The sequence below is a fragment of the Virgibacillus proomii genome (genome assembly GCF_900162615.1).
Classification (GTDB): Bacteria; Bacillota; Bacilli; order Bacillales; family Amphibacillaceae; genus Virgibacillus; species Virgibacillus proomii.
Window position 1 is genome coordinate 1,696,598 of the sequence record NZ_FUFN01000010.1, and the last position, 22,308, is coordinate 1,718,905.

A 22,308-nucleotide genomic window follows, 5' to 3' on the forward strand; every position below is an offset into this window, starting at 1 on the left:
GGTTAATGAACAACTCAATCAATGAATTGTAAATTAGTCTGTAAAGAGAATATGTTGACAAAAGTCTTTTTTTCTTTTAAAATAACTTTTGTTGCCTTGAGGTGATAATAATGAAATTTGTATTAGCTCAGCTGAAAAAAAGTGCTTATAAGGAACCTTTTGTGTTTGAAAACACTGTAAATGTTCAGGAACTAAAAACAATGAATAACGATATTCGACATATTGATGAAGTTATAGTTCAGGGAACGTGTTTTTTTCAAGGAGATAACATTATTTTTTCCTTGCATATTAAAGGTGAGATGATACTTCCATGCGCTCGAACATTAGCGGATGTTTCATATCCTTTCGATATTCAAGCTGATGAGGTCTTTACAACCGCAACTTATTTAACGGAAGACGAAGTAGAGGATGAAGTCCATCCAATTGAGGGAGAAGTCCTTGACTTAACACCGTTAATCAAGGAAAATATTTTATTAGAGGTTCCATATCGCGTATTTTCAGATGAAAAAACAAGCCGAGAAAATAACCCTACAGCAGGGAAAGGCTGGAAAATTATTTCAGAAGAAAAGAACGAGCACACGATAGATAAGCGTTTTAAAAAACTGGAATCATTATTTAACGATGATGAGAAGCACAATTAAGCTGATTGCTTAGCGTTTTTATACGTAAGAAAAGTATAAAAGTTTAACGTAAGTTTTTAGTCTTTCAAGTATTAAGTGCAAGCTAGGCAATCACCTGTGCGAAAGGCTTGGCGTAACCAAGTTTTCTAATCTTATGAAGGAGGTGTAAGTCATGGCAGTACCTAAAAGAAGAACTTCAAAAAAAGTAAAAAATCAACGTCGTACGCATAAAAAATTACACGTACCTGGCATGGTAGAATGTTCAAATTGCGGAGAATTAACAAAGCCTCATTATGTTTGTAAATCATGCGGACATTATGACGGTAAAGAGGTAGTAAGTCAGTAATTACAAACAGTGAGTCGTGTAAGAGGGGAATACTTAAAACAAATATAATAGTTATCGGGTATTACTCCATGCAAGATTTTTATAAAAGCTGTTGTAGAGAAAACAGGTCACAGAGGTGGTCTGTTTTTTTGTGTGGAAAATAACCAACATCTGGCTCTATACTGAATGTGATATATAATTAACGTTCAAACTTCCATCAGTACATTTGACTAGAACCACTTTAGTGGCATATAAGAATCATTAAGATTAACGCAAAAGTCCAACTAACATTAGGTAACAAGTAGATATTTTTGGTAGCGTTTTCTTTATAAAACTAAAAAATCTGCTAAAAATATAATCCTTTATTCTATCACACCTAGTTTTTGCATACATTGATAGCAAACGTATAAGGAGGATGTGTGATGAACGCAACAAGACAAGATGCGTGGACAAAGGATGAAGATATCCTATTAGCAGATACGGTCCTGCGTTATATAAGAGAAGGAAAAACACAATTAGAAGCTTTTAAAGAGGTGGCACAAAAGCTATCCAGAACACCAGCTGCATGTGGATTTAGATGGAACGCTACCATCCGTAAACAATATGAACAAGAGGTACAAAGCGCAAAAGAAGAACGGAAAAAAGGAAATAGAAACAATTTCTGGAGTACTGCAAAGTCCCACGATCAAGATACGATAGAGACTGCTATTTTGTTATTAGAAAAAATGAAGTCTAATATTGGTCAGGAGGATGCTAGTCAATACCGTGTTCAAGAACAAACGAAACAATTAGAACGAGAAAATTTGCATTTAAAGGAAAAGCTAGCCCGTTATGAAAGAGCTTGGGATGAAATAGGGAAGTTGTTAAATTTAGTTAAACCAGATTAATATCGACGAACAAATAGATAAGTAAATTATTCCAGGTTTTTTAAATTGTTTATGAAAAATAGGAACAAAAGCTAGAAGCGCCGTTTTGCGACATACAAACTGGAGAACTTCCGATGAGAATGTCAAACTTCATTGGAAGGAGTGTTTTTCTCTCTACGAAAGAGTGGTTCCAAGACGAAGATCGAAGCATCCTTGATTGCGATGTATGCTGCCTGAAGTTTTCTGTTCTTTTGCTGGTTGCTTGAGTGCATAAGCTAGATGAAGTTATTTTCAACAAAGATATCCACCATGTAGAAATGGATATCGGATATCGGTTCCTAGACAGTAAAAAAGACATGAATCTTTCTTTATTCATGTCTTTCAATTTTTTACGAACATGTTCTATTTAACTACAGGTTTCTCTTTAACTCCTTCTGGCATCCATATGAGTGGGTTTTCACCCAGGTCACGTTCCATTTCATATTGAGCCTTTTTGAACCCCATTTTTTCCCAAAACCCATGAGAATTGATGCGAGGATTCGTTTTGATTGGTAAATTATAGCTTTTAGCAAAGTCTACTAATGTTTTTCCATAGCCTTGTCCTTGATACTCCGGAAGCACTTCCAATTTCCATAATGTTAAATAATCTTGTCGTGGCTCAAAATAGTAATCATATTTCTTATTTACTTTATAAAGGCTCATTCTTGCAATTAAACTATCCCCGATATAAATACCATAAAATGGGGAATCGCTCTGATTTTCTACTAGGTTATTTTCTAAATCTTCTAGCATTGATAATTCTTGGTTACCATATTCCTTAAAATGCTTAAACTTTTCCAATGTTTTATAATTGATCATGAGTTTCTCCACTTTGACCGGTTTCACAATCCTGCCCCCCTTATCTCCTGTTGACATAAAAAATTCTGGTTTAAATTCAGAATAGTTTAGGTTTTTTCTATGGTTTTATTATAATATAAAAAACATGAAGATGAAAATAAATTGAAGAGAATCGAAGTTTAATAGTCGCTCGAGGTATAAGCTAGACGACAAAACTTCCTTCAAAAAATATATTTCCTGTAAAAATGGATATCGTTTCTTAGATAATTAAAAACGACCTTAAGCGTGAACCGTTCAAAAAACAAGGTAGGAATTTAATTAATAAAATTACATTTTTACCGATAATAAAAAGAGTTTCCGTTTAATAAAAGCATAAGAAGATAAAGGTTCAATAACTGAAAAACAACTATACTCCGATGCCAATCCCCTTTAAATGTAGGGGAAAATAATACTCCTACTCCACTATCTGAATAAAACGATCGTTGGTTTTTAAGGAAAATAATATCTGTTTTAAGATTTCATATTGGTTTAGTTTGTTTTACTTAAAATTGCTAGTAGCACACCAACTATTTACTTGGTAACTGTAATATATGGAGGAATTAAGATGTTAAACGGATTTATATACCTACTTGCATTTTTCATAACAATACCGATATTTGCGACATGGCTCACCTATATAATTATTTCTAAATGGACAAGACACCCTTTGAGAGCAGTTCATTTTGCTGTAACTTGGACAACTCCTTTATATGTAATTGCTGTGATTTTTATAATCGCTATCATTTTCGATGTAAATGTCGTTGGTATTATTTTGGCTTTACTTCTTATTTCTCTTGCAATTATTATTATGTTCCAATGGAAGAGAAACACGGAAGTATTGCTTATAAAAGCAGTAAAATTAATGTGGCGGTTTACCTTTTTATTATTTTTTTTGTTATACTGCTTATTTTTAATTATAGGAATTGTACAGCGGATATTCTTTTAACCTATAAAGTGTATTCATTCAGCGGGCTTTTTCCTTTATCCTCGACTCTGTTAAGAAGTAAACAAACGCTAAAATCTCAATTGTTCTAGGAAATCGTGAAGTCTGCTCAAGAGTCTTTCTTGTCTTTGAAAGAGAAGAGCATTTTTTCTTCGTGCGATGTGCTGGTGTCGAGGTTTTTTTGTTTTACTATAGGAAATTATAAAATTTTTTCATTGTGGATATTTTTTAAAAAGTAGCCTCATCGTCTGCTTAAGCGCTCAAGTTGTAGGAAACTTCGAGCTTCTTTCTATGATTAATCATTATCAGGTTCGAATCTAAAGGAAGGCTGATTAAAAGTGGGCTTGCCGCTTTAGGCGTCGGCATATTCCTGTTTAAGAGGCATGTTTCCTTTATCTTGTTAGATCTCCCATTTGTACGTCACTAATTGAGCGTTTCTGCTTATGTTCTATCGCCCTGATAAATCGTCATTTAGGTGTCGTTATCTACGATTAAATATCTAAAATTCTTGAAAGGAGAATCGTACGGCACCTTACCTTAGTATGGAATAAAAACAGATCACATGAAATTTGTGATTATTTTATGTACAATACTTAGATGAGATTATAATAAAAGGAGCAGGAATTTATGCGGATCAAACCTATCGATCTATATCAGCAAACAAAATTACTAAGGGATTATCGGGACTATAAACAGAAGATTCACACTTTTTTTGATTACAAACCATTGGATGATTTTGACCATAGGTATCATGATCTGCAACAAAGAAACTTTAAGCGTGAGGAGCTAAGCAACGCTTTATTTACCATGAATAGACAGTGGGATGCTCCTGAATCTACATATCGAAATATACAACGACTTAGAACACCTGAAGCAGTAACAGTTATCGGCGGTCAACAAGCAGGTGTATTAACAGGACCTATGTACACGGTAAATAAAATCATCTCCATTATAAAATTAGCAAAAGAGCAGGAAGAAAAGCTGAATGTTCCTGTTATTCCTGTATTTTGGATCGCTGGTGAAGATCACGATTTTGCTGAAATAAATCATATTTATATAGAAAAAGAACAACAAATGTATAAATATCAAGTACATCAGCAAGTGAATAATAAGACAGCTATATCTGATATACAAATAGATAAGCAAATAATGAACCCTTGGCTTGACGATCTATTTAAACAGTTGACGGAAACAAACTATACGAAACAACTATATGATGAAATAAGAATATGTCTCGAAACATCTAAGACATATGTTGATTTTTTTGCAAAGCTTATTTTTCGGCTGTTTCCTCGATCGGGGCTCGTGTTAATTGATTCTGGAAATAAACATACACGTGAACTAGAAAGCGACTATTTCGTTCAATTAATTAAACATCAACCGCAAATAAGTAAAGGGGTTAGTGATTCAATAACCAAACTGCAGAATCTGGGATACTCTCCATTATTAACAGGAGAACTGACTGATGCTCATTTGTTTTATTATCAAGAGGGTGAGCGAATATTATTGAATCGAATGGAGAATGGGGATTGGGAAGGAAAGCAACATGAGATACGTTTAACTACAGCGGAAATGATTCAAATCGCAGAAACTAATCCTTTTTGTTTAAGCAATAATGTTGTTACTCGACCAATTATGCAGGAACTACTTTTTCCTAATTTAGCATTTATTGCCGGTCCCGGGGAACTTAGTTATTGGTCAGCACTAAAGCCAGCCTTTCATGCGTTGCGAATAAAGATGCCTCCTATACTACCTAGGTATTCCATAACTATCGTAGAACGTGCTGTTGAAAAGCTGCTTAAGCATTACCAACTGGACACAGAACGAGTAATTAATAATGGGGTACTTCAAGATAAAGCTGCATGGCTGGAAAGGAAAAACACCCCTTCTATTCAACAAACTGCAGATGAAGTGCGGAAAAAGATTGCTCGGGCACAGTTGCCTTTGCGAGAAGTAGCGATGGCAATGCGAAGTGATTTAGGAGCATTAGCGGAAAAAAATTTATTTTACTTGCAGAAGCATATTTCGTATTTAGAATCCAGATTAATGCAGGCACTTGAAGAGAAGCATAAGATTGAGCTAGCTGCTTTTGATTTACTTCATTGTACGCTACATCCAGCAGATGGGCTGCAAGAACGGATATGGAATCCTCTTCCTTGGCTAAATGCTTATGGCTTTAATTTCGTTGAAAACCTGATAAATCAAGACTATTCGTTTGAACAAGAACATTATGCGGTTTATGTGTAAAGGGGCTTGTAGAAGAGGGATGCTCTACTCGAAACGATGTTGTCTCTAGTTTCAAAAGTTTATTCGAACACTCCCTTAGAAATTAATCCAAACGAGGAAAATTAGATCGTGAAGAATATACAGTGCTGTGAACCCCCCACCAGCTGCTAAATTGGATAAAAGGTTGTCAAATCAATGAATGACAACCTTTTTTTATTTTATTTTTTAGGTAAAAAGTCCTGTTTTTGAGGATGATAATGGAAAAACAGAAAATGAGGTGGTGCAGAGTGGGGGGATGTGGTAATATAATATGTACGAAGGTGGGGCGGAATATATGTTCATGGGTGAATTCCAGCACAACATTGATACAAAAGGAAGAATCATTGTCCCTTCTAAGTTTCGCGAAGAACTGGGAACTACTTTTGTGGTGACTCGCGGGCTTGATCAATGTTTATTTGCTTATCCCATGACAGAGTGGAAAATTTTAGAAGAAAAGTTAAAAAAACTCCCCCTTACAAAAAGGGATGCTAGAGCTTTTACGCGTTTTTTCTTTTCTGGCGCAATTGAATGTGAAATTGATAAACAGGGAAGAATAAACATCCCACAAACATTAAGAACGTATGCAAGTTTAGAAAAAGAATGTGTAATTATAGGTGTCTCCAACCGAATTGAGATTTGGTCTCATTCCACTTGGGAAACGTATGTTACTGAATCAGAAGAATCTTTTGCAGAAATTGCTGAGAATCTAATGGACTTTGATATTTAGCGGTAATTCAACTCTCCATAAAAGATGAGCGTATAGGAAGAAATGGGTGTTTTTGATGTTTAAACATATAAGTGTTTTAAGAGATGAAGCAATTAAAGGTCTTAACGTTAAATCAGATGGTGTTTACGTAGATTGTACCCTTGGTGGTGGCGGTCATGCAGAAGCAATTGCAGCTAAACTAAATGATAATGGTTTACTCATTGCTTTTGATCAAGATTTAGAGGCTTTACAAGCTGCTCAAAAAAGATTAGTCGCTTATGCAAAACAGATACGATTTGTTCATGCCAATTTTAATCAGCTTGAAGTGGTTTTAGCAGAACACCAAATTACTCATGTAGATGGAGTTTTATTTGATTTAGGTGTTTCCTCTCCTCAGTTAGATCGAGGAGAGAGGGGATTTAGCTATCAGCATAATGCAAAGCTTGACATGCGTATGAACCAGGAACAAACGTTAGATGCTTATGAAATTGTTAACAACTGGTCCTATCAAGATCTGGTTAAGATTTTTTTTCAATATGGCGAGGAAAAATTTTCAAAACAAGTTGCTAGAAAGTTGGAAGAACAGCGAAAAAAAGCACCTATAACGACCACATATGAATTAGTTGACATAATAAAATCAGCAATACCTGCACCTGCAAGACGGAAAGGGGGACATCCAGCAAAGCGGATTTTTCAAGCATTGAGAATTGCTGTAAATGATGAACTTGGGGTATTTAATGATGCACTTCATCAAGCAGCGAGGGTACTCGGGATAAACGGAAGACTTGCTGTGATCACCTTTCATTCTTTAGAGGATAGACTTTGTAAACAAGCATTCAAAAAATGGAGTTCAAACAAAGAAACGCCACGTAATCTACCTATTATCCCAGAGCAGGATAAAGCACCATTTCGATTAATAACTAGAAAACCGATTATTGCAACAGCTGAGGAATTAGCTCAAAATCGACGATCACGTTCAGCGAAACTACGAATCGTGGAAAAACAAGCAAAATGGCAACAACAATTTACCTATGAAGAAGGGTGGAGAAAATAATGAGTGCGAATCATGCGAGAACTTGGCAACAAACAAGACCGCAACATACACCACATCGTAAACAACCTGTTCCTGTTAAAAGTTCAAAACAGGGATGGATTACGAAAGGTGAAAAAGTAATTTATTCCATCATTGGTTTCTGCATCATTTTAGCTGGTATCTATATGGTTTCTTATTCTTCCTCAACCGATGCGATTAATCGCAACACGCAGGAATTAGAAAGCAAAGTACATGTTCAACAATCGAAAAATGAACAATTAGAGGACGAAATTAAAGAATTAAGTGATCCAGATCGAATTATTAGGATTGCGAAGAAAAACGGCTTGAAAATACAAGATACGAAAGTAAAGCAGGCACAAGTCATCGATAATTAACCAATTAAGGGGAACGGACTTGTATGAGAAAAAATAAAACAACTCACTTCATGGCAGGAATATTAATCATCTTATTTGTGGGTATTTTTCTCGTTTTATCGGGAAGGTTTTTATATATTCAAGCAACAGCAGAAGTGGACGGTGTTTCGTTGGAAGCTTGGGCGGACAAGCAACGTACCTCCGCTTATCCATTACCCGCTGAACGAGGTAAAATATATGACAGTAATAAAATGTTATTAGCATATGATAAGCCAACCTATCGCTTGTACGCCATTTTAAGAGAAGATTATTCGGAAGGTGCAAAGAAGCCTAGACATGTAGTGGATCCAGAAAAAACGGCTATGGCATTAGCACCTTTATTGGATATGAAGGAAAGTGACATATTAGATCGATTGCAGAAAGGGGTCGAAAAGAAGAGCTTCCAAGTTGAATTCGGTATAAAAGGAAGAGGACTGTCCTTACAAAAAAAGGATGAGATTGCTGCATTGAACCTACCGGGGATCAACTTTGAAAAAGAAGCTGTACGTGCATATCCTAATGGAACATTTGCTTCTCAAATTATTGGTTTTGCTAAAAAAATGGAAACTGGTAAAAAGAAAAATCCACAGACACAAACCAAAGGCGTAACAGGTATAGAGAAGCAAATGGATAAGTATTTAAGCGGAAAAGATGGTTATATTTCCTTCCAACGAGATAAATATAATAAAAAACTGCTTCATCCAGAAGAGGCTGTGAAGAAACCAGAGAACGGAAAAAATATTTACTTAACAATTGATCAAAAAATACAAACATTGCTTGAGGATACATTGTCTCAAGTAGAGGAAAAGTATGAGCCAGAGCGAATATCAGCTGTGGTCATGGATCCCAAAACAGGGAAGATTATTGCAATGGGTAATCGGCCAAGCTACGATCCTAACAACCCAACAAATGTTGAAAACTGGTACAATGATGTTATTTCAACTCCTTTTGAACCAGGTTCCACTGTAAAGATGTTTACGTGGGCAGCTGCGATTGAAGAAGGTGTTTATAATGGAAATGAAGCTTATAAGTCTGGACAATACCAGCCAAATGAAAAAATTAAGCCTATTCGTGACCATAATGGAGGAAATGGCTGGGGAGCAATCTCTTACGATGAAGGCTTTGAACGTTCCTCCAACGTTGCTGCTTCAAAGCTGGTCTGGGAAAAAATCGGTTCTGACAAGTATCTGGAATATTTAAAAGCTTTTCATTTTGATCAAAAAACGAATATTGATTTACCTAATGAAGTTGCAGGAGAGATTTTGTATAATTGGCCCGCAGAAAAGCTAACTACTGCATTTGGACAGGGAACGACGATGACTCCGATTCAACAAATGAAGGCTGCTACCGCTCTGGCAAATGGTGGAAAAATGATGCAGCCATATATTATTGAAAAAATAATCGATCCTAATTCAAAGCAGGTAATTGAAGAAAAATCTCCGAAAGTAGTTGGTGAGCCAATTTCAAAGAAAACATCGCAACAAATGCTGAAATTATTAGAATCCGTAGTAAATGGAAAACATGGAACGGGAAAAAATTTTAAATTAGACGATTATACGGTTGGAGGTAAGACCGGGACAGCTCAAATCCCTAATCCAAAGGGAGGTTATTTAATCGGTCATGAAAACTATGTGTTCTCCTTTTTAGGAATGGCCCCCATTGATAATCCTCAGTTAATGATGTATGTATCTGTAAAGCAGCCAAAACTTAGGCCGAAACAAGATGGCTCCATCCCGAATGGTGCCGAACCTGTTTCGTTCATATTTAATAATGTCATGGAAAATGGCTTGCATTATTTAAATATTGATCCAGATAAACAAAATAAGACAAAGACAAAAGCAATAGCCATACCTAGTTTAATTGGCAAAGATGTAGATCAAATGAAAGACGTATTAACGAGACGAGGTTTACGAGTTACAACAACTGGAAAAGGGAAAATAGTAAAAAGTAATGTAGCTGAGGGAGATAAAGTTCTACCAAATGACCATATCTTCTTAGTAACAGAAAAACCGCAAATGCCAAACATCATTGGCTGGTCATTTCGGGATGCTATGCAGTTTGCTCAACTGTTGGATTTAAAAACAGAAACATTTGGTAATGGCTATGTAGCGACACAGAATATTAAAGCCGGGACTAAAATTAAGCCAGGTGACTATTTAGGGATTGAACTTGTTCCACTTGAAAAACAAAAGAATAACTAAGTCTTCATCGAAGAACCCCCTTATCTACAGTCGAGGTGAAAAAGTATAAAGGGGACCAACTAAAATTCTTCTAATAATCTGTTATGAAGGAAATAAAAGCCAAAGGTTTTATCCCGCATGTAAGATGCCGTAAGACTCCCACTTCAAAATCTTGAGTTGATACAAAAGGTCTAAGTGGGAGAAAACGGCACCTAAATGCCCGATTCTTTCAACTAACATTCAGTAGGAGATGGAAGAAAACTCCTACTGAATGAAGTTTCACTTTATGCAAGAGAAACAGTGTTCTAATCCATCTTCAACGTTCATATAGTGAATACAAGCATGTCTTTAAAAAGGAGATGTAGTATGAAACGTGTATCCGCTGTGACGACGAAGAAAAGGATTGTCGCTGTTTTTCTTATTGGTTTAGTCATTTTTCTCATCATCGATATTCGCTTAGGTTATGTACAATTTGTATTAGGTGATCAATTAATGGGACAAGCTACAGATTCATGGACAAGAAATATCGAATTTGAACCTGAACGAGGGAGAATTCTAGATGAAAATGGAGAGGTTCTCGCTGAGAATGTAACAGCACCCTCTGTTGTTGTTGTCCCTAGGCAGGTGAAAGAACCGAAAGAAACAGCAAAAAAACTAGCGGCTATTTTAGATATTTCTGAGGAGAAAGCATTGGAATATATTACAAGAAATGCTTCCAGTGTGAACATACACCCAGAAGGTCGAAAAATCAATGAAAAACAGGAAATGGCAATTCGCTCACTAAATATGGAGGGTATTTATTTAGCAAAGGATTCAAAAAGGCATTATCCATATGGTGATGATCTTTCCCATGTATTAGGCTTTGCAGGGATTGATAATCAAGGCTTAATGGGACTTGAATTATTTTATGATGAACTACTAAATGGTGAAAAAGGAAGTTTATCATTTTATTCAGATGCTAAAGGAAGAAGATTAGATGATTTGGCAGATATCTACACACCGCCAAAAGATGGGTTAGACTTAAAAACAACGATCAATACGAAGGTCCAAACGATTATGGAAAGAGAGTTAGATTTAGCGGAGTCTAAATATGACCCGGATGGTGCTATTGCTATTGCAGTTAATCCTAAAACGGGCGGTGTTCTTGGAATGACATCACGTCCTAATTTTCATCCGGAAAACTATCAAGAGGTAGATTCTACTATTTTTGACCGTAATTTACCAATTTGGAGTACGTATGAGCCAGGTTCCACTTTTAAAATTATAACATTAGCTGCTGCACTTGAAGAGGGAGTGGTAGATTTAACAAAAGATCATTACCACGATGATGGTGCTATTAAAGTAGGAGGAGCAAGACTGCGGTGCTGGAAAAGTGGCGGACATGGGAGTCAGAATTATTTAGAGGTTGTGCAAAATTCTTGCAACCCGGGTTTCGTCAATCTTGGGCAAAAACTTGGAGACGACAAGCTATTTTCATATATTCATAATTTTGGTTTTGGTAAGAAAACGGGGATTGATTTACAAGGAGAAGGAACTGGTATTTTATTTAAACCAGAAAATATTGGACCGGTTGAGTTAGCTACTACTTCCTTTGGCCAAGGTGTTTCGGTTACACCGATTCAACAAGTGATGGCTGTAGCAGCTGCTGTAAATGGCGGCTATTTGTATAAGCCTTACATTGCAGATGAATGGATTGATCCAACAACTTCACAAGTTCAGCAGAAGGTTGAATCAACGTTAAAGAAAAGGGTGATTTCGCCTGAGACTTCAAAAGAAATTCGCCAGGCGCTAGAAAGTGTCGTGGCAGAAGGAACAGGTCGCCCAGCTTATGTAGATGGTTACCGTGTGGGTGGGAAAACGGGAACTGCACAAAAAGTGGGACCAGATGGTAGATATATGGAAAACAATTATATTGTATCGTTTATTGGATTTGCACCAGCTAATGATCCAGAAATCGTCGTCTATGTAGCGGTTGATAATCCAAAAAATACGGTTCAATTCGGTGGAGTTGTAGCAGCTCCAATTGTAGGGACTATTATTGGCGATAGCCTCCGAGCAATGGATATCAAACCGCAAAAGGGAGGATTGGAAAAGAAATACCAGTGGCCAGATGAGCCAAAAGTAGAAGTTCCTGACTTGGTTGGATTAAGAAAGAAAGAGTTAACGGAGTATATGACAAATTTATCAGTAGAAACGAGTGGAGAGGGCGACTATATCGTTGATCAAGCTCCTAGTCCTGGAACAAAAGTTGAACAAGGATCTAAAATTAGAATTTATTTAGCGAAAAAAGATCGTTAAACAGATTTATATTTGCTATAATAGATAGGCATTAGAAAAAACTTGGTTTGTCGCCAAGTCTTTAGCGAAAGCTGCTGTTTTTCTTATACGAGAAAACGGCACCTAAATGCCCGATTCGTTCAGCTAACATTCAGTAGGAGGTGGAAGAAAACTCCTACTGAATGAAGTTTCACTTTATACTTTCCTATAGCAAAATAAAGAAGAGGGTAGTACTACCCTCTTAAAAATGAATGTCACAAAGAATTATTATATAGTGAGAATTTAACAAGAAGAATGGGATGTTACAAATGAATTTAGATGAATTAGTAAGCTGTTTACCTTTTTATCAAACAAACAAAAGTATCGACAACATAGAAGTTACGAACATTGTGATGGACTCACGAAAAGTGGTGTCTGGCAATTTATTTGTTTGTATTGCTGGTTATACAGTCGACGGACATGATTTTGTTAAGCAGGCTGAACAAAAAGGAGCTGTTGCCATTGTCGCAGAAAAGCCGGTGGATTCAAAGCTTCCTACTATATATGTTGCCGATTCCCATCGGGCCTTGTCGATGCTCGCTGTAAAGTTTTTTGAGAATCCAACAAGTAAACTTCCTTTAATCGGTGTAACTGGAACAAACGGTAAAACAACCGTAACCTATTTGCTAGAAGCTATCTTTCAATTAGCTGGGCGAAAAACTGGTGTTATAGGCACCATACACATGAAGATTGGAGAAAAAACGTATCCGGTTGTAAATACTACTCCGGATGCACTCATGTTGCAGCAATCATTTAAACATATGGTGGACGAAGGAGTAGACCAAGCAATTATGGAGGTTTCTTCTCATGCACTTGTGCAAGGGAGGGCCCATGGCTGTGATTATGATATGGCTATATTTACCAATCTCTCCCAAGATCATTTAGATTTTCATAAAGATATGGATGAGTATTTACGAGCAAAAAGTCTGTTATTTGCTCAACTGGGAAATAATTATACGGAAGAAAAACTAAAATTTGCGATTATTAATGAAGATGAAACAGCAAGTAAAGTATTAAAAGAAAGCACTGCACAACATGTGATTACGTATGGTATTAATAAACCAAGTCAAGTGACGGCAACGAATATTAAATTAGGAGCTAAAGGAATCCATTTTCAGCTGCAAACCCCAGTCGGCAATATACATATTAAAAGTAAACTGATGGGTAAATTTAATGTTTATAATATGCTGGCAGCGAGTGCAGCCGCAATAGCCACAAACATTCCACTTTCGGTTATTCAAACAGCTTTTGAGCAAATCGGAGGCGTGAATGGACGGTTTGAGCCAGTTAATGAAGGTCAGCCATTTGCAGTAATTGTTGATTATGCACATACCCCGGACTCGTTGGAAAATGTCTTACAAACGGTGAAAGAGTTTGCCACTGAACGTGTGTTTGTAGTTGTTGGTTGTGGAGGAGATCGGGATCGGACAAAGCGCCCGATAATGGCAAAAATAGCGGTTGAATATGCAGATAAAGCAATTCTAACCTCTGATAATCCAAGAACGGAAGATCCACAGGCGATTCTAGATGATATGATCAGTGGATTATCACAGGATTCCACATATGAAGTAATTGTTGATCGTAAGGAAGCTATTTATGAAGCGGTTCATCAAGCAGCACCTGGAGATATTATCGTAATTGCTGGAAAAGGTCATGAAACGTATCAGCAGATTGGTCATACAAAACATGATTTTGATGATCGAAAAGTCGCCCGTGAAGCAATTTTAGCGAAGGAGAATAAATGATGTTTACGGTAAAGTGGCTTTCGCAAGTATTGCCAGACTATAAGGGAAATATAATTAATCAATCGATTCAAGGCGTTTACACAGATAGTCGTGAGACAATGACAAATGGTTTATTTGTCCCTATTATTGGTGAACGCTTTGATGGACATGAGTTTGTCGATCAAGCCATCGCGAATGGAGCAGTTGCAGTTATATGGGGTAAGGAAAAAAAGCTACCGGAAACGATACCTGAACATATTACGGTATTTAAGGTTGATAATACGTTGACAGCCCTTCAAACCGTAGCGTCAGAGTATCGCAAATTGGTTGGTCCAATTGTGATTGGTATCACGGGTTCCAATGGCAAGACGACAACGAAAGACATGGTTGCAGCAATTTTAAAGACAACGTATAAGACCCATTGCACAGTTGGTAATTTTAATAATCATATTGGTTTGCCATTAACGATTTTGTCAATGCCGAAAGACACAGAAGCATTGGTTGTTGAAATGGGAATGAGCCACTCTGGAGAGATTCAATTATTATCCACCATCGCGAAGCCTGATTATGCTATTATCACAAATATCGGTGAATCACATATCGAATTTTTAGGTTCTAGGGAAAATATTGCCAAGGCTAAACTGGAAATACTAGCAGGACTAAGTAAAACAGGTACATTAGTAATCGATGGAGATGAACCATTATTAAGTCATCTACACCATCATGATTATGTAAAAACATGTGGTTTTACAGCGGGTAATGATACACAAATTACTTCGACAGTATTAAAGCAAGAACAAACGGTATTCCAAATACTTGATGGCACCACTTATACGATTCCCTTTTTAGGAAGTCATCATGCTAAGAATGCTGCTTTAGCGATTACAATAGGCAAATGTTTACATATACCAACTGAAAAAATCCAAACAGCATTTGATTCTATCATGAAAACAGGCATGCGGTTTGAAAAACGAATTGGAAAAAATGGTGTCACGATCATTAACGATGCGTACAATGCTTCTGCAACATCGATGAAAGCTGCCATTCAGGTTGTTAAACAAATGGAAGGATTTTCGGAAAGGGTATTAGTGCTAGGAGATATATTAGAACTGGGAGCTTATTCTGAAGCTATGCATCGATCTATTGTAGAAGTAATTGATAAACCAATTACAAAAGTTTGCACATTTGGTAAAGCTGCTAAATATATTACAGAGGCGATGAATGAGCAGAATAACCAGATTCCTGCTGAACATTACTCAACCAAACAAGCTTTACTCAAAGCGCTGCAACCTCATTTACATGAAAAAGCAATTATTTTATTTAAAGCTTCTAGAGGGTTGAAGTTTGAAGTATTAATAACTGAGTTGAATCAGTCTATATAGTCGGGCGGTTTCGTACAAGGAGGAATAATAATGAATTTTTCTGTGTTATTTATAACCATGGCTATCGCATTCTTAATTACCGTCCTTTTATCTCCTATTTTTATTCCATTTTTAAGACGATTGAAGTTTGGACAAAGTATTAGGGAAGAAGGACCTAAATCCCATATGAAAAAGACTGGAACACCAACGATGGGTGGTATTATGATTGTTTTTAGCATTGTCATAACTTCTCTAATTATGGCATGGAAAACAAATCCAGTCGGTGTTAGCTATGAATTGTGGATTTTATTGTTTGTTCTCGTGGGATATGGTCTGTTAGGATTTTTAGATGATTTTATTAAAATTATAAAAAAACGCAATCTTGGCTTGACCTCAAAACAAAAGTTGCTAGGACAATTAATTATTGCGCTTATTGTATTTTTTGTCTTACGATATCAAGGATTTCCAACGTATATTTCTATTCCAGGTACAACCATTCAGTTGGAATTAGGCTGGGGTTACGCAATTTTAATTATATTTATGCTCGTTGGTTCATCGAATGCAGTAAATTTAACAGATGGTTTAGACGGGTTACTGGCAGGAACTGCTGCCATTGCGTTTGGTGCCTTTGGAATTTTAGCTTGGTATGGCTTCCCACAAAATGAGGTAACTATTTTTGCATTAGCTGTGGTCGGAGCATTACTGGGCTTTCTTGTGTTCAATGCACATCCTGCTAAAGTGTTTATGGGAGATACAGGTTCGTTAGCATTAGGAGGAGCGATTGCTGCCATTGCGATTTTAACCAAACTAGAGATCGTTCTAGTCATTGTTGGCGGTGTGTTTGTCATTGAAACACTTTCTGTGATTATTCAAGTAATATCATTTAAAACAACTGGAAAAAGGGTGTTTAAAATGAGCCCATTACATCATCATTATGAGCTTTTAGGCTGGTCAGAATGGCGCGTCGTGACAACCTTTTGGCTAGTAGGGCTTGTTTTTGCAGCTTTAGGAATTTATATTGAGGTGGGCTTAAATTGACAAGGCTAAAAGATTTTCCCTATAACCATATTCTTGTTTTAGGATTAGCAAAAAGCGGCACTGCTGCCGCAAGAGTTTTGTTACAACATGGAAAAAAAGTACGTGTAAATGATCAAAAGGCAGCAGCAAACGATTCAGAGGTAAAAAAACTAAAAGCGATGGGCGCAGACATGATACTCGGCTCCCATCCTATTTGTGTGCTTGATGGAATTGAAATCATTGTGAAAAATCCGGGAATTAATTATGAAAACCCAATTATAAAAGAAGCGGTAGAACGTCAGATCCCAATTATTACAGAAATTGAGATAGCTGCCCAGCTAACGGATGCTCCGATCATCGGTATAACAGGCTCAAATGGGAAGACAACGACGACAACGTTAACTACGGAAATGTTAAAGAAAAGTAATCAGGCTGTTAAAGTTGCGGGAAATATAGGGATCGTTGCGACTGAAATAGCTGAAAACTTAGTAGAAAACGAAAGGTTAGTTTTAGAATTATCTTCTTTTCAGCTGATGGGAGTTGATAAGTTTAAACCAAAAATTGCTGTCTTACTTAACATATTTAAAGCACATTTAGATTATCATAAAACCTTTGAGAACTATAAACAGGCAAAGTTTAATATATTTAAAAATCAAACGGAAGACGATTATCTTGTATATAATGCGAATGATAAAAATATCATAGCAGAGGTTGGGAAATGCAAAGCAACAAAAATTCCTTTCTCTGTAAAAGAACAGCTTGCTAATGGGGCTTGGATGGATGAAAATTCCATTTATTTCAAAGATGAAAAGATTATGGATCGAATCGATATTTCCTTATTAGGTGAGCACAATTATGAAAATATTTTAGCTGCAGTGGCAGCTGCTAAATTAAGTGGTGCTACAAATGAAGGAATTCGGACAGTTCTATCTATGTTTACTGGGGTTAAACATCGTTTGCAATTTGTTGGTAATTTCCATGAACGCTTGTTTTATAATGATTCCAAAGCCACGAATATTTTAGCAACGCAAAAGGCATTATCAGCTTTTGAACAACCGGTTATTTTATTAGCGGGTGGTTTAGATCGTGGTAATGAATTTACGGATTTACTTCCATATATGAAGCATGTGAAAGCATTAGTATTATTTGGCGAAACGGCAAATAAATTAAAAGAAATAGGTAAAAAAGCGAATATCCCTGTTATTCGGTTAACAGAAAATGTTCAATCAGCAGTCCAAATTGCTTTTGAAATTTCTCAACAGAAAGATATTATTTTGTTATCACCAGCATGTGCCAGTTGGGACCAATATCGAACATTTGAAGAAAGAGGAGACATGTTTATACAAGCTGTGCATACATTAGTATAGGGGCTTGTTTAAAATAAAATAATTAAAGTTCTTGTTCAAAAGAGATGATAAAAAGGCTTAATGTCTGCTAAAGTGGCAGGCGTCCTTGAAAAATCAAAGCGCTTTGATTTTTCAAGGACAAGAAGAACTACGACAGCAAGGTTCACTTTATTTCTCTTTAGAAGTTCTCCAGTTTGTAAGTCCTAGAAGAGTGCTCCAGTTTTTGTTCTCCTGTTGCAGCGCTGATACTAGCACGTCCTATGTGTCGAAGTTCGAGTTCAGTTAGAAACATGGGATACGGAGAAATTCGAACCGTTATTTACCGGTCTTTTTGAACATACTTTTAAAAGATTACTTTTTAAACACCCCCTAGCAATCTTGTAAAGTGGGGTGTTATTTTGCTTACAAAAAAGAACAATGCACCTTATTCTTCTCCCGATTATATTTTAATGGGTGTTATTGTTGCTTTATTAATTATTGGCATCGCCATGGTTTACAGTTCTTCATTTGTATGGGCAGAATATAAATTTAATGATGCGTGGTATTATGTGAAACGTCAAGCTCTGTTTGCAGGTGCTGGAATGATAGCGATGATTTTTACCATGAATCTTCCATATACGACATGGAAAAAATATGCCAAATTGATTCTGCTGTTTTGTTTTAGCTTATTATTACTTGTTTTGATACCAGGAATTGGTATGGTAAGAGGCGGTGCACAAAGTTGGATTGGAATCGGCGCATTTAGCATTCAGCCTTCTGAGTTTATGAAGTTAGGCTTAATTATATTTTTAGCTACCTATCTATCGGTAAACCAAAAATATATTACATCGTTAAGGAAGGGCTTCTTTCCATCTCTGTTATTGGTTTTTACAGCTTTTGGTTTAATTATGCTTCAACCTGATTTAGGAACAGGCATGGTGCTTGTATTAACTTGTATGGTCATGATATTTACTGCTGGAGCTAGGTTGTCACATTTTTTTGGATTGGCTGCTGTTGGACTAGCAGGATTTATTGTACTAATTGCATCAGCTCCATACCGGATTAGTCGAATAACGGCTTTCCTTAATCCGTGGGAAGATCCCTTAGGTGATGGATTTCAAATTATTCAATCTCTATACGCAATCGGTCCAGGAGGTTTAATGGGACTTGGATTTGGGGAAAGCTTACAGAAGTTTTTTTATTTACCAGAGCCACAAACAGATTTCATTTTTGCTATTTTAGGAGAGGAACTTGGCTTTATCGGCGGAACCGCTGTTCTCTTGTTATTTTTTCTGTTGTTATGGCGCGGAATTAAAATCGCCCTTGAAGCACCAGATAGTTTTTCACGCTTTTTAGCATTGGGTATTGTTTCGATGCTGGCGCTTCAAGCAATGATTAATATTAGTGTTGTTATCGGACTGATCCCTGTAACTGGGATTACACTTCCTTTTTTAAGTTATGGTGGTTCTTCTTTAACGTTAATCTTATGTTCTGTAGGTATTTTGTTAAATATTAGTAGATACACAAAAATATAGAATTCACCAGACGCCTGTATAAGAAAATGAACTTGTTGGATAATTATAAGTAACAAAGCTCCTTAACTAGATTATCCCATATCTAAAGTCACCGTAAGACTTTCCACTTTAAGAGTTATACAAAATACGAAAAAGTCTAAGTGAATGATAGTGGGTACCTAATTGCTTGCTTTTGTTTAACTAAGATTCAGTAGGAGATGAAGGAAGTCATCCGCGGAATAAAATTTTACTAGACTATGAAATTATAAAATTAGCGAATTTTCAGCTTGTTTTAGTTTTAAAAATAAGTATAAAGCGAATCAAAATATTATAGCTGGAAAACTTGATTTTTACTAAGTCCTACTACATGTTTCAAGGGTGAATATGATATACTCATAGTAACAAGTTGAAATGGCATATTTATGCCATTTCTTGTTGTTAATTTAAGATAAAGGAAGAAATGGAGATGGAAAAAAAGAAAATTGTTTCTATTGAAGACCGAATCCCAAAATTGAAGCAGGCAAGGAAAAAAAAGGCAAATCGACGGTTGCTATTTTATCTGTCTATTTTTTTCATCTTAATTTCCATCATCGTTTATTTACAATCTCCATTAAGTCATATACGTACGATTCACGTAAAGGGCAACACGTTTTTAAGCGATGAGTCGGTCATTAAACAAAGCAACTTAACAAACAATCAAAATATATGGACAATTGATAAAAAAGCTAGTGAAAAAGCGTTAGAAGAAAATCCCATCATTGCTTCTGCTAAAGTTAATCGAAAATTACCTTGGACTGTTTCGATTATAATCAAGGAATATGAACGTGTTGGTTATTTGCAACAGGGAACAAACTATTTTCCAATATTAGGCAATGGTACGGCACTTCAAAGTATGAAGCAAACATCATATAATGGAGACGCACCCTTAATCATAGGGTTTAATAAAGAAGAATATTTACATAGAATGACGAAGGAATTAGAACAGCTACCGAAAGCAATAAGAAAGTTGATTTCTGAAGTTCATTGGACACCAACAAAGGAAAATCAGAATAAGATTACCCTATATATGAATGATGGTTTTTTAGTTGATGCCAGTATTCAAAACTTTGCCGAAAATATGAAAATCTATCCTTCTATCGTGACGCAATTGGATGATGATAGTAAAGGCATTATTCATATTGGGGCAGGTGCATATTTTGAATCGTTTAACAAAAAGTAATTCGGCTAACTCTCAAGATAAATAATATCATTTTCTACTCGGTGGAAAGTCATAATTTCTATATATTATACGAAATTATTTAATACAATCATTATCTTGATCAGTCAGTTAAAAGAATAGGTTTGATTTTTTAAAAAAATACTGAAAAATAAAGGAAATTCATGGTTTTATGTGGAATATCCTATATAATATTTTATTTTTATTGATTCGATGACGATAGGTGATATAGAGAAGTGTGTTTTTTACACAGCTTCTGAATTTTAGGGGGGCTTTACTTTGAACAACAGTGAAGTTTTAGTAAGTCTTGATATAGGTACATCAAAAATTAAAGTTATTATTGGCGAGGTTTTAAATGATTCATTAAATATTATCGGTGTTGGAACTGCAAAATCCAATGGAATGAAGAAAGGAGCAATCATTGATATTGATGAGACCGTTCAATCAATCCGCAATGCTGTAGAACAAGCGGAAAGAATGGTTGGTATGCAGATAGATCGGGTTGTCGTTGGTATCAACGGAAATCATATTCAGTTACAGCCATGTCACGGCGTTGTAGCCGTTCAGAGTGAAGATAGGGAAATTACGAATGAAGATGTTACTCGAGTGATTGATGGAGCGCAAGTAATGTCTATTCCTCCAGAGCGTGAAATTATCGATGTTATTCCAAAACAATTTATCGTCGATGGATTAGATGAAATAAATGATCCGCGTGGTATGATTGGTGTTCGTTTGGAAATGGAAGGAACGATTATTACATGCTCCAAAACTATTCTACATAATATTTTAAAATGTGTAGAGCGTGCTAATCTTCAAGTAGCCGATATTTGTCTTCAACCTCTTGCTGCTGGCACGATTGCACTATCAAAAGATGAAAAAAATATGGGTGTTGCATTAATTGATGTAGGCGGTGGGTGTTCTACAGTTTCTATCTTCGAAAATGGTCATCTAGCTTCAACCAGTGTTGTTCAGTTAGGCGGGGACAACATAACGAAAGATCTTTCCATAGGTTTACGAACTTCTACAGAAGAAGCTGAAAATGTGAAATTAAATCATGGACATGCCTTCTATGACCATGCTCTAGAGGAAGAAGTCTTTGATGTTTCCATCATTGGCAGCAATTCGAAACAGACTTCAAATCAATTAGAAATTGCCGATATAATTGAAGCAAGAATGGAAGAAATCTATGCATTTGCTGAAAGAGAAATAAGAAGAATGGGCTACCATGAATTACCAGGCGGTTATGTTTTAACTGGAGGCACCACGGCAATGCCTGGAGCGTTGGAACTGGCTCAAGATCTATTTCAAGCTAATGTTCGGATCGCTATACCAGATTATATAGGTGTACGTGAACCGCAATTTACAGCAGGCGTAGGAATCTTGCAATTTGCGTATAGGAATGCGAAAATACAAGGAAAAGAATTATTCCCAACCTTCATCCCAATGGGAAATGAACCAAAACCAAAACGAATAAAAAAACAAGTAAATTCACATGAACCAACAGAAAAGAAGAATAAAGAATCTGGAATTGCTAATTTGTTTAAGTATTTTTTTGATTAACAAATAATCTAACCTTGTAAAAATACGGTAGTTTATCAATAATAGAAA

18 protein-coding genes are annotated in these 22,308 nt (G+C 36.1%); 17 read left to right on the forward strand and 1 reads right to left on the reverse strand.

The features are described from left to right. Positions 1–110: 110 nt before the first annotated feature. The 3 genes from BN1066_RS15330 (at position 111) to BN1066_RS15340 (ending at position 1,832) form a co-directional block, all read left to right on the forward strand. The gene (locus BN1066_RS15330) at positions 111–641 is read left to right on the forward strand and encodes a YceD family protein (protein WP_077320322.1); all 531 of its coding nucleotides are present in this window, start codon (positions 111–113) and stop codon (positions 639–641) included. Positions 642–792: 151 nt separating this feature from the next. Next, positions 793–966 carry a 50S ribosomal protein L32 gene (gene rpmF / locus BN1066_RS15335; protein WP_077320323.1) on the forward strand — a complete coding sequence of 58 codons (174 nt, stop codon included), beginning with the start codon at positions 793–795 and terminating at the stop codon, positions 964–966. Between the two features lie 401 nt (positions 967–1,367). Continuing rightward, positions 1,368–1,832: an RsfA family transcriptional regulator gene (locus tag BN1066_RS15340; RefSeq protein ID WP_077320324.1), complete on the forward strand. Its 465-nt coding sequence runs from the start codon at positions 1,368–1,370 to the stop codon at positions 1,830–1,832. Between the two features lie 381 nt (positions 1,833–2,213). Here the strand turns inward: BN1066_RS15340 and BN1066_RS15345 are convergent, their stop codons facing one another. Further along, positions 2,214–2,696 (reverse strand): N-acetyltransferase, encoded by a 483-nt coding sequence (locus tag BN1066_RS15345; RefSeq protein ID WP_143695856.1) that lies wholly within the window; start codon positions 2,694–2,696, stop codon positions 2,214–2,216. A 556-nt stretch (positions 2,697–3,252) separates the two neighbouring features. Between BN1066_RS15345 and BN1066_RS15350 the strand changes: the two genes are divergently transcribed. The 14 genes from BN1066_RS15350 (at position 3,253) to ftsA (ending at position 22,260) form a co-directional block, all read left to right on the forward strand. Then, positions 3,253–3,633, forward strand: coding sequence for a DUF3397 family protein (locus BN1066_RS15350; RefSeq protein WP_077320326.1), 381 nt, complete (start codon positions 3,253–3,255; stop codon positions 3,631–3,633). Between the two features lie 624 nt (positions 3,634–4,257). After that, positions 4,258–5,877: a bacillithiol biosynthesis cysteine-adding enzyme BshC gene (bshC, locus tag BN1066_RS15355; RefSeq protein ID WP_077320327.1), complete on the forward strand. Its 1,620-nt coding sequence runs from the start codon at positions 4,258–4,260 to the stop codon at positions 5,875–5,877. Positions 5,878–6,190: 313 nt separating this feature from the next. After that, positions 6,191–6,622 (forward strand): division/cell wall cluster transcriptional repressor MraZ, encoded by a 432-nt coding sequence (mraZ, locus tag BN1066_RS15360; protein ID WP_077321508.1) that lies wholly within the window; start codon positions 6,191–6,193, stop codon positions 6,620–6,622. Positions 6,623–6,677: 55 nt separating this feature from the next. After that, positions 6,678–7,655, forward strand: a complete 978-nt coding sequence (gene rsmH, locus BN1066_RS15365; protein WP_077321509.1) for a 16S rRNA (cytosine(1402)-N(4))-methyltransferase RsmH — start codon at positions 6,678–6,680, stop codon at positions 7,653–7,655. Further along, positions 7,655–8,029 carry a cell division protein FtsL gene (gene ftsL, locus BN1066_RS15370; protein ID WP_077320328.1) on the forward strand — a complete coding sequence of 125 codons (375 nt, stop codon included), beginning with the start codon at positions 7,655–7,657 and terminating at the stop codon, positions 8,027–8,029. Before rsmH ends, ftsL begins: the two co-directional genes overlap by 1 nt. A gap of 23 nt (positions 8,030–8,052) precedes the next feature. Beyond that, positions 8,053–10,248, forward strand: coding sequence for a penicillin-binding protein (locus tag BN1066_RS15375; RefSeq protein ID WP_077320329.1), 2,196 nt, complete (start codon positions 8,053–8,055; stop codon positions 10,246–10,248). Between the two features lie 345 nt (positions 10,249–10,593). Beyond that, positions 10,594–12,525, forward strand: coding sequence for a stage V sporulation protein D (locus BN1066_RS15380; protein ID WP_077320330.1), 1,932 nt, complete (start codon positions 10,594–10,596; stop codon positions 12,523–12,525). A gap of 287 nt (positions 12,526–12,812) precedes the next feature. Further along, a complete protein-coding gene (locus tag BN1066_RS15385) occupies positions 12,813–14,288 on the forward strand; it encodes a UDP-N-acetylmuramoyl-L-alanyl-D-glutamate--2,6-diaminopimelate ligase (RefSeq protein ID WP_077321510.1) in 1,476 nt (491 codons plus the stop codon). Further along, the gene (locus BN1066_RS15390; protein ID WP_342745614.1) at positions 14,288–15,649 is read left to right on the forward strand and encodes a UDP-N-acetylmuramoyl-tripeptide--D-alanyl-D-alanine ligase; all 1,362 of its coding nucleotides are present in this window, start codon (positions 14,288–14,290) and stop codon (positions 15,647–15,649) included. The genes BN1066_RS15385 and BN1066_RS15390 overlap by 1 nt, the downstream gene beginning before the upstream one ends. Before the next feature lie 30 nt (positions 15,650–15,679). Beyond that, on the forward strand, positions 15,680–16,666 hold the full coding sequence (mraY, locus tag BN1066_RS15395; RefSeq protein ID WP_077320332.1) for a phospho-N-acetylmuramoyl-pentapeptide-transferase: 987 nt from the start codon (positions 15,680–15,682) through the stop codon (positions 16,664–16,666). Further along, the gene (murD, locus tag BN1066_RS15400; protein WP_077320333.1) at positions 16,663–18,012 is read left to right on the forward strand and encodes a UDP-N-acetylmuramoyl-L-alanine--D-glutamate ligase; all 1,350 of its coding nucleotides are present in this window, start codon (positions 16,663–16,665) and stop codon (positions 18,010–18,012) included. The genes mraY and murD overlap by 4 nt, the downstream gene beginning before the upstream one ends. A 428-nt stretch (positions 18,013–18,440) precedes the next feature. Continuing rightward, positions 18,441–19,505 carry a stage V sporulation protein E gene (gene spoVE, locus BN1066_RS15405; RefSeq protein ID WP_077321511.1) on the forward strand — a complete coding sequence of 355 codons (1,065 nt, stop codon included), beginning with the start codon at positions 18,441–18,443 and terminating at the stop codon, positions 19,503–19,505. A gap of 445 nt (positions 19,506–19,950) precedes the next feature. Next, positions 19,951–20,703, forward strand: a complete 753-nt coding sequence (locus BN1066_RS15410; protein WP_077320334.1) for a cell division protein FtsQ/DivIB — start codon at positions 19,951–19,953, stop codon at positions 20,701–20,703. Positions 20,704–20,979: 276 nt separating this feature from the next. Then, the gene (gene ftsA, locus BN1066_RS15415) at positions 20,980–22,260 is read left to right on the forward strand and encodes a cell division protein FtsA (RefSeq protein WP_077320335.1); all 1,281 of its coding nucleotides are present in this window, start codon (positions 20,980–20,982) and stop codon (positions 22,258–22,260) included. The last annotated feature ends 48 nt before the right edge of the window (positions 22,261–22,308 follow it).

What these genes read in the sequence shown, in the direction of transcription:
- BN1066_RS15330 (WP_077320322.1), top strand. Translation starts at nt 111, where the DNA reads ATGAAATTTGTATTAGCTCAGCTGAAAAAAAGTGCTTATAAGGAACCT.
- rpmF (WP_077320323.1), top strand. Translation starts at nt 793, where the DNA reads ATGGCAGTACCTAAAAGAAGAACTTCAAAAAAAGTAAAAAATCAACGT.
- BN1066_RS15340 (WP_077320324.1), top strand. Translation starts at nt 1,368, where the DNA reads ATGAACGCAACAAGACAAGATGCGTGGACAAAGGATGAAGATATCCTA.
- BN1066_RS15350 (WP_077320326.1), top strand. Translation starts at nt 3,253, where the DNA reads ATGTTAAACGGATTTATATACCTACTTGCATTTTTCATAACAATACCG.
- bshC (WP_077320327.1), top strand. Translation starts at nt 4,258, where the DNA reads ATGCGGATCAAACCTATCGATCTATATCAGCAAACAAAATTACTAAGG.
- mraZ (WP_077321508.1), top strand. Translation starts at nt 6,191, where the DNA reads ATGTTCATGGGTGAATTCCAGCACAACATTGATACAAAAGGAAGAATC.
- rsmH (WP_077321509.1), top strand. Translation starts at nt 6,678, where the DNA reads ATGTTTAAACATATAAGTGTTTTAAGAGATGAAGCAATTAAAGGTCTT.
- ftsL (WP_077320328.1), top strand. Translation starts at nt 7,655, where the DNA reads ATGAGTGCGAATCATGCGAGAACTTGGCAACAAACAAGACCGCAACAT.
- BN1066_RS15375 (WP_077320329.1), top strand. Translation starts at nt 8,053, where the DNA reads ATGAGAAAAAATAAAACAACTCACTTCATGGCAGGAATATTAATCATC.
- BN1066_RS15380 (WP_077320330.1), top strand. Translation starts at nt 10,594, where the DNA reads ATGAAACGTGTATCCGCTGTGACGACGAAGAAAAGGATTGTCGCTGTT.
- BN1066_RS15385 (WP_077321510.1), top strand. Translation starts at nt 12,813, where the DNA reads ATGAATTTAGATGAATTAGTAAGCTGTTTACCTTTTTATCAAACAAAC.
- BN1066_RS15390 (WP_342745614.1), top strand. Translation starts at nt 14,288, where the DNA reads ATGTTTACGGTAAAGTGGCTTTCGCAAGTATTGCCAGACTATAAGGGA.
- mraY (WP_077320332.1), top strand. Translation starts at nt 15,680, where the DNA reads ATGAATTTTTCTGTGTTATTTATAACCATGGCTATCGCATTCTTAATT.
- spoVE (WP_077321511.1), top strand. Translation starts at nt 18,441, where the DNA reads ATGGGTGTTATTGTTGCTTTATTAATTATTGGCATCGCCATGGTTTAC.
- BN1066_RS15410 (WP_077320334.1), top strand. Translation starts at nt 19,951, where the DNA reads ATGGAAAAAAAGAAAATTGTTTCTATTGAAGACCGAATCCCAAAATTG.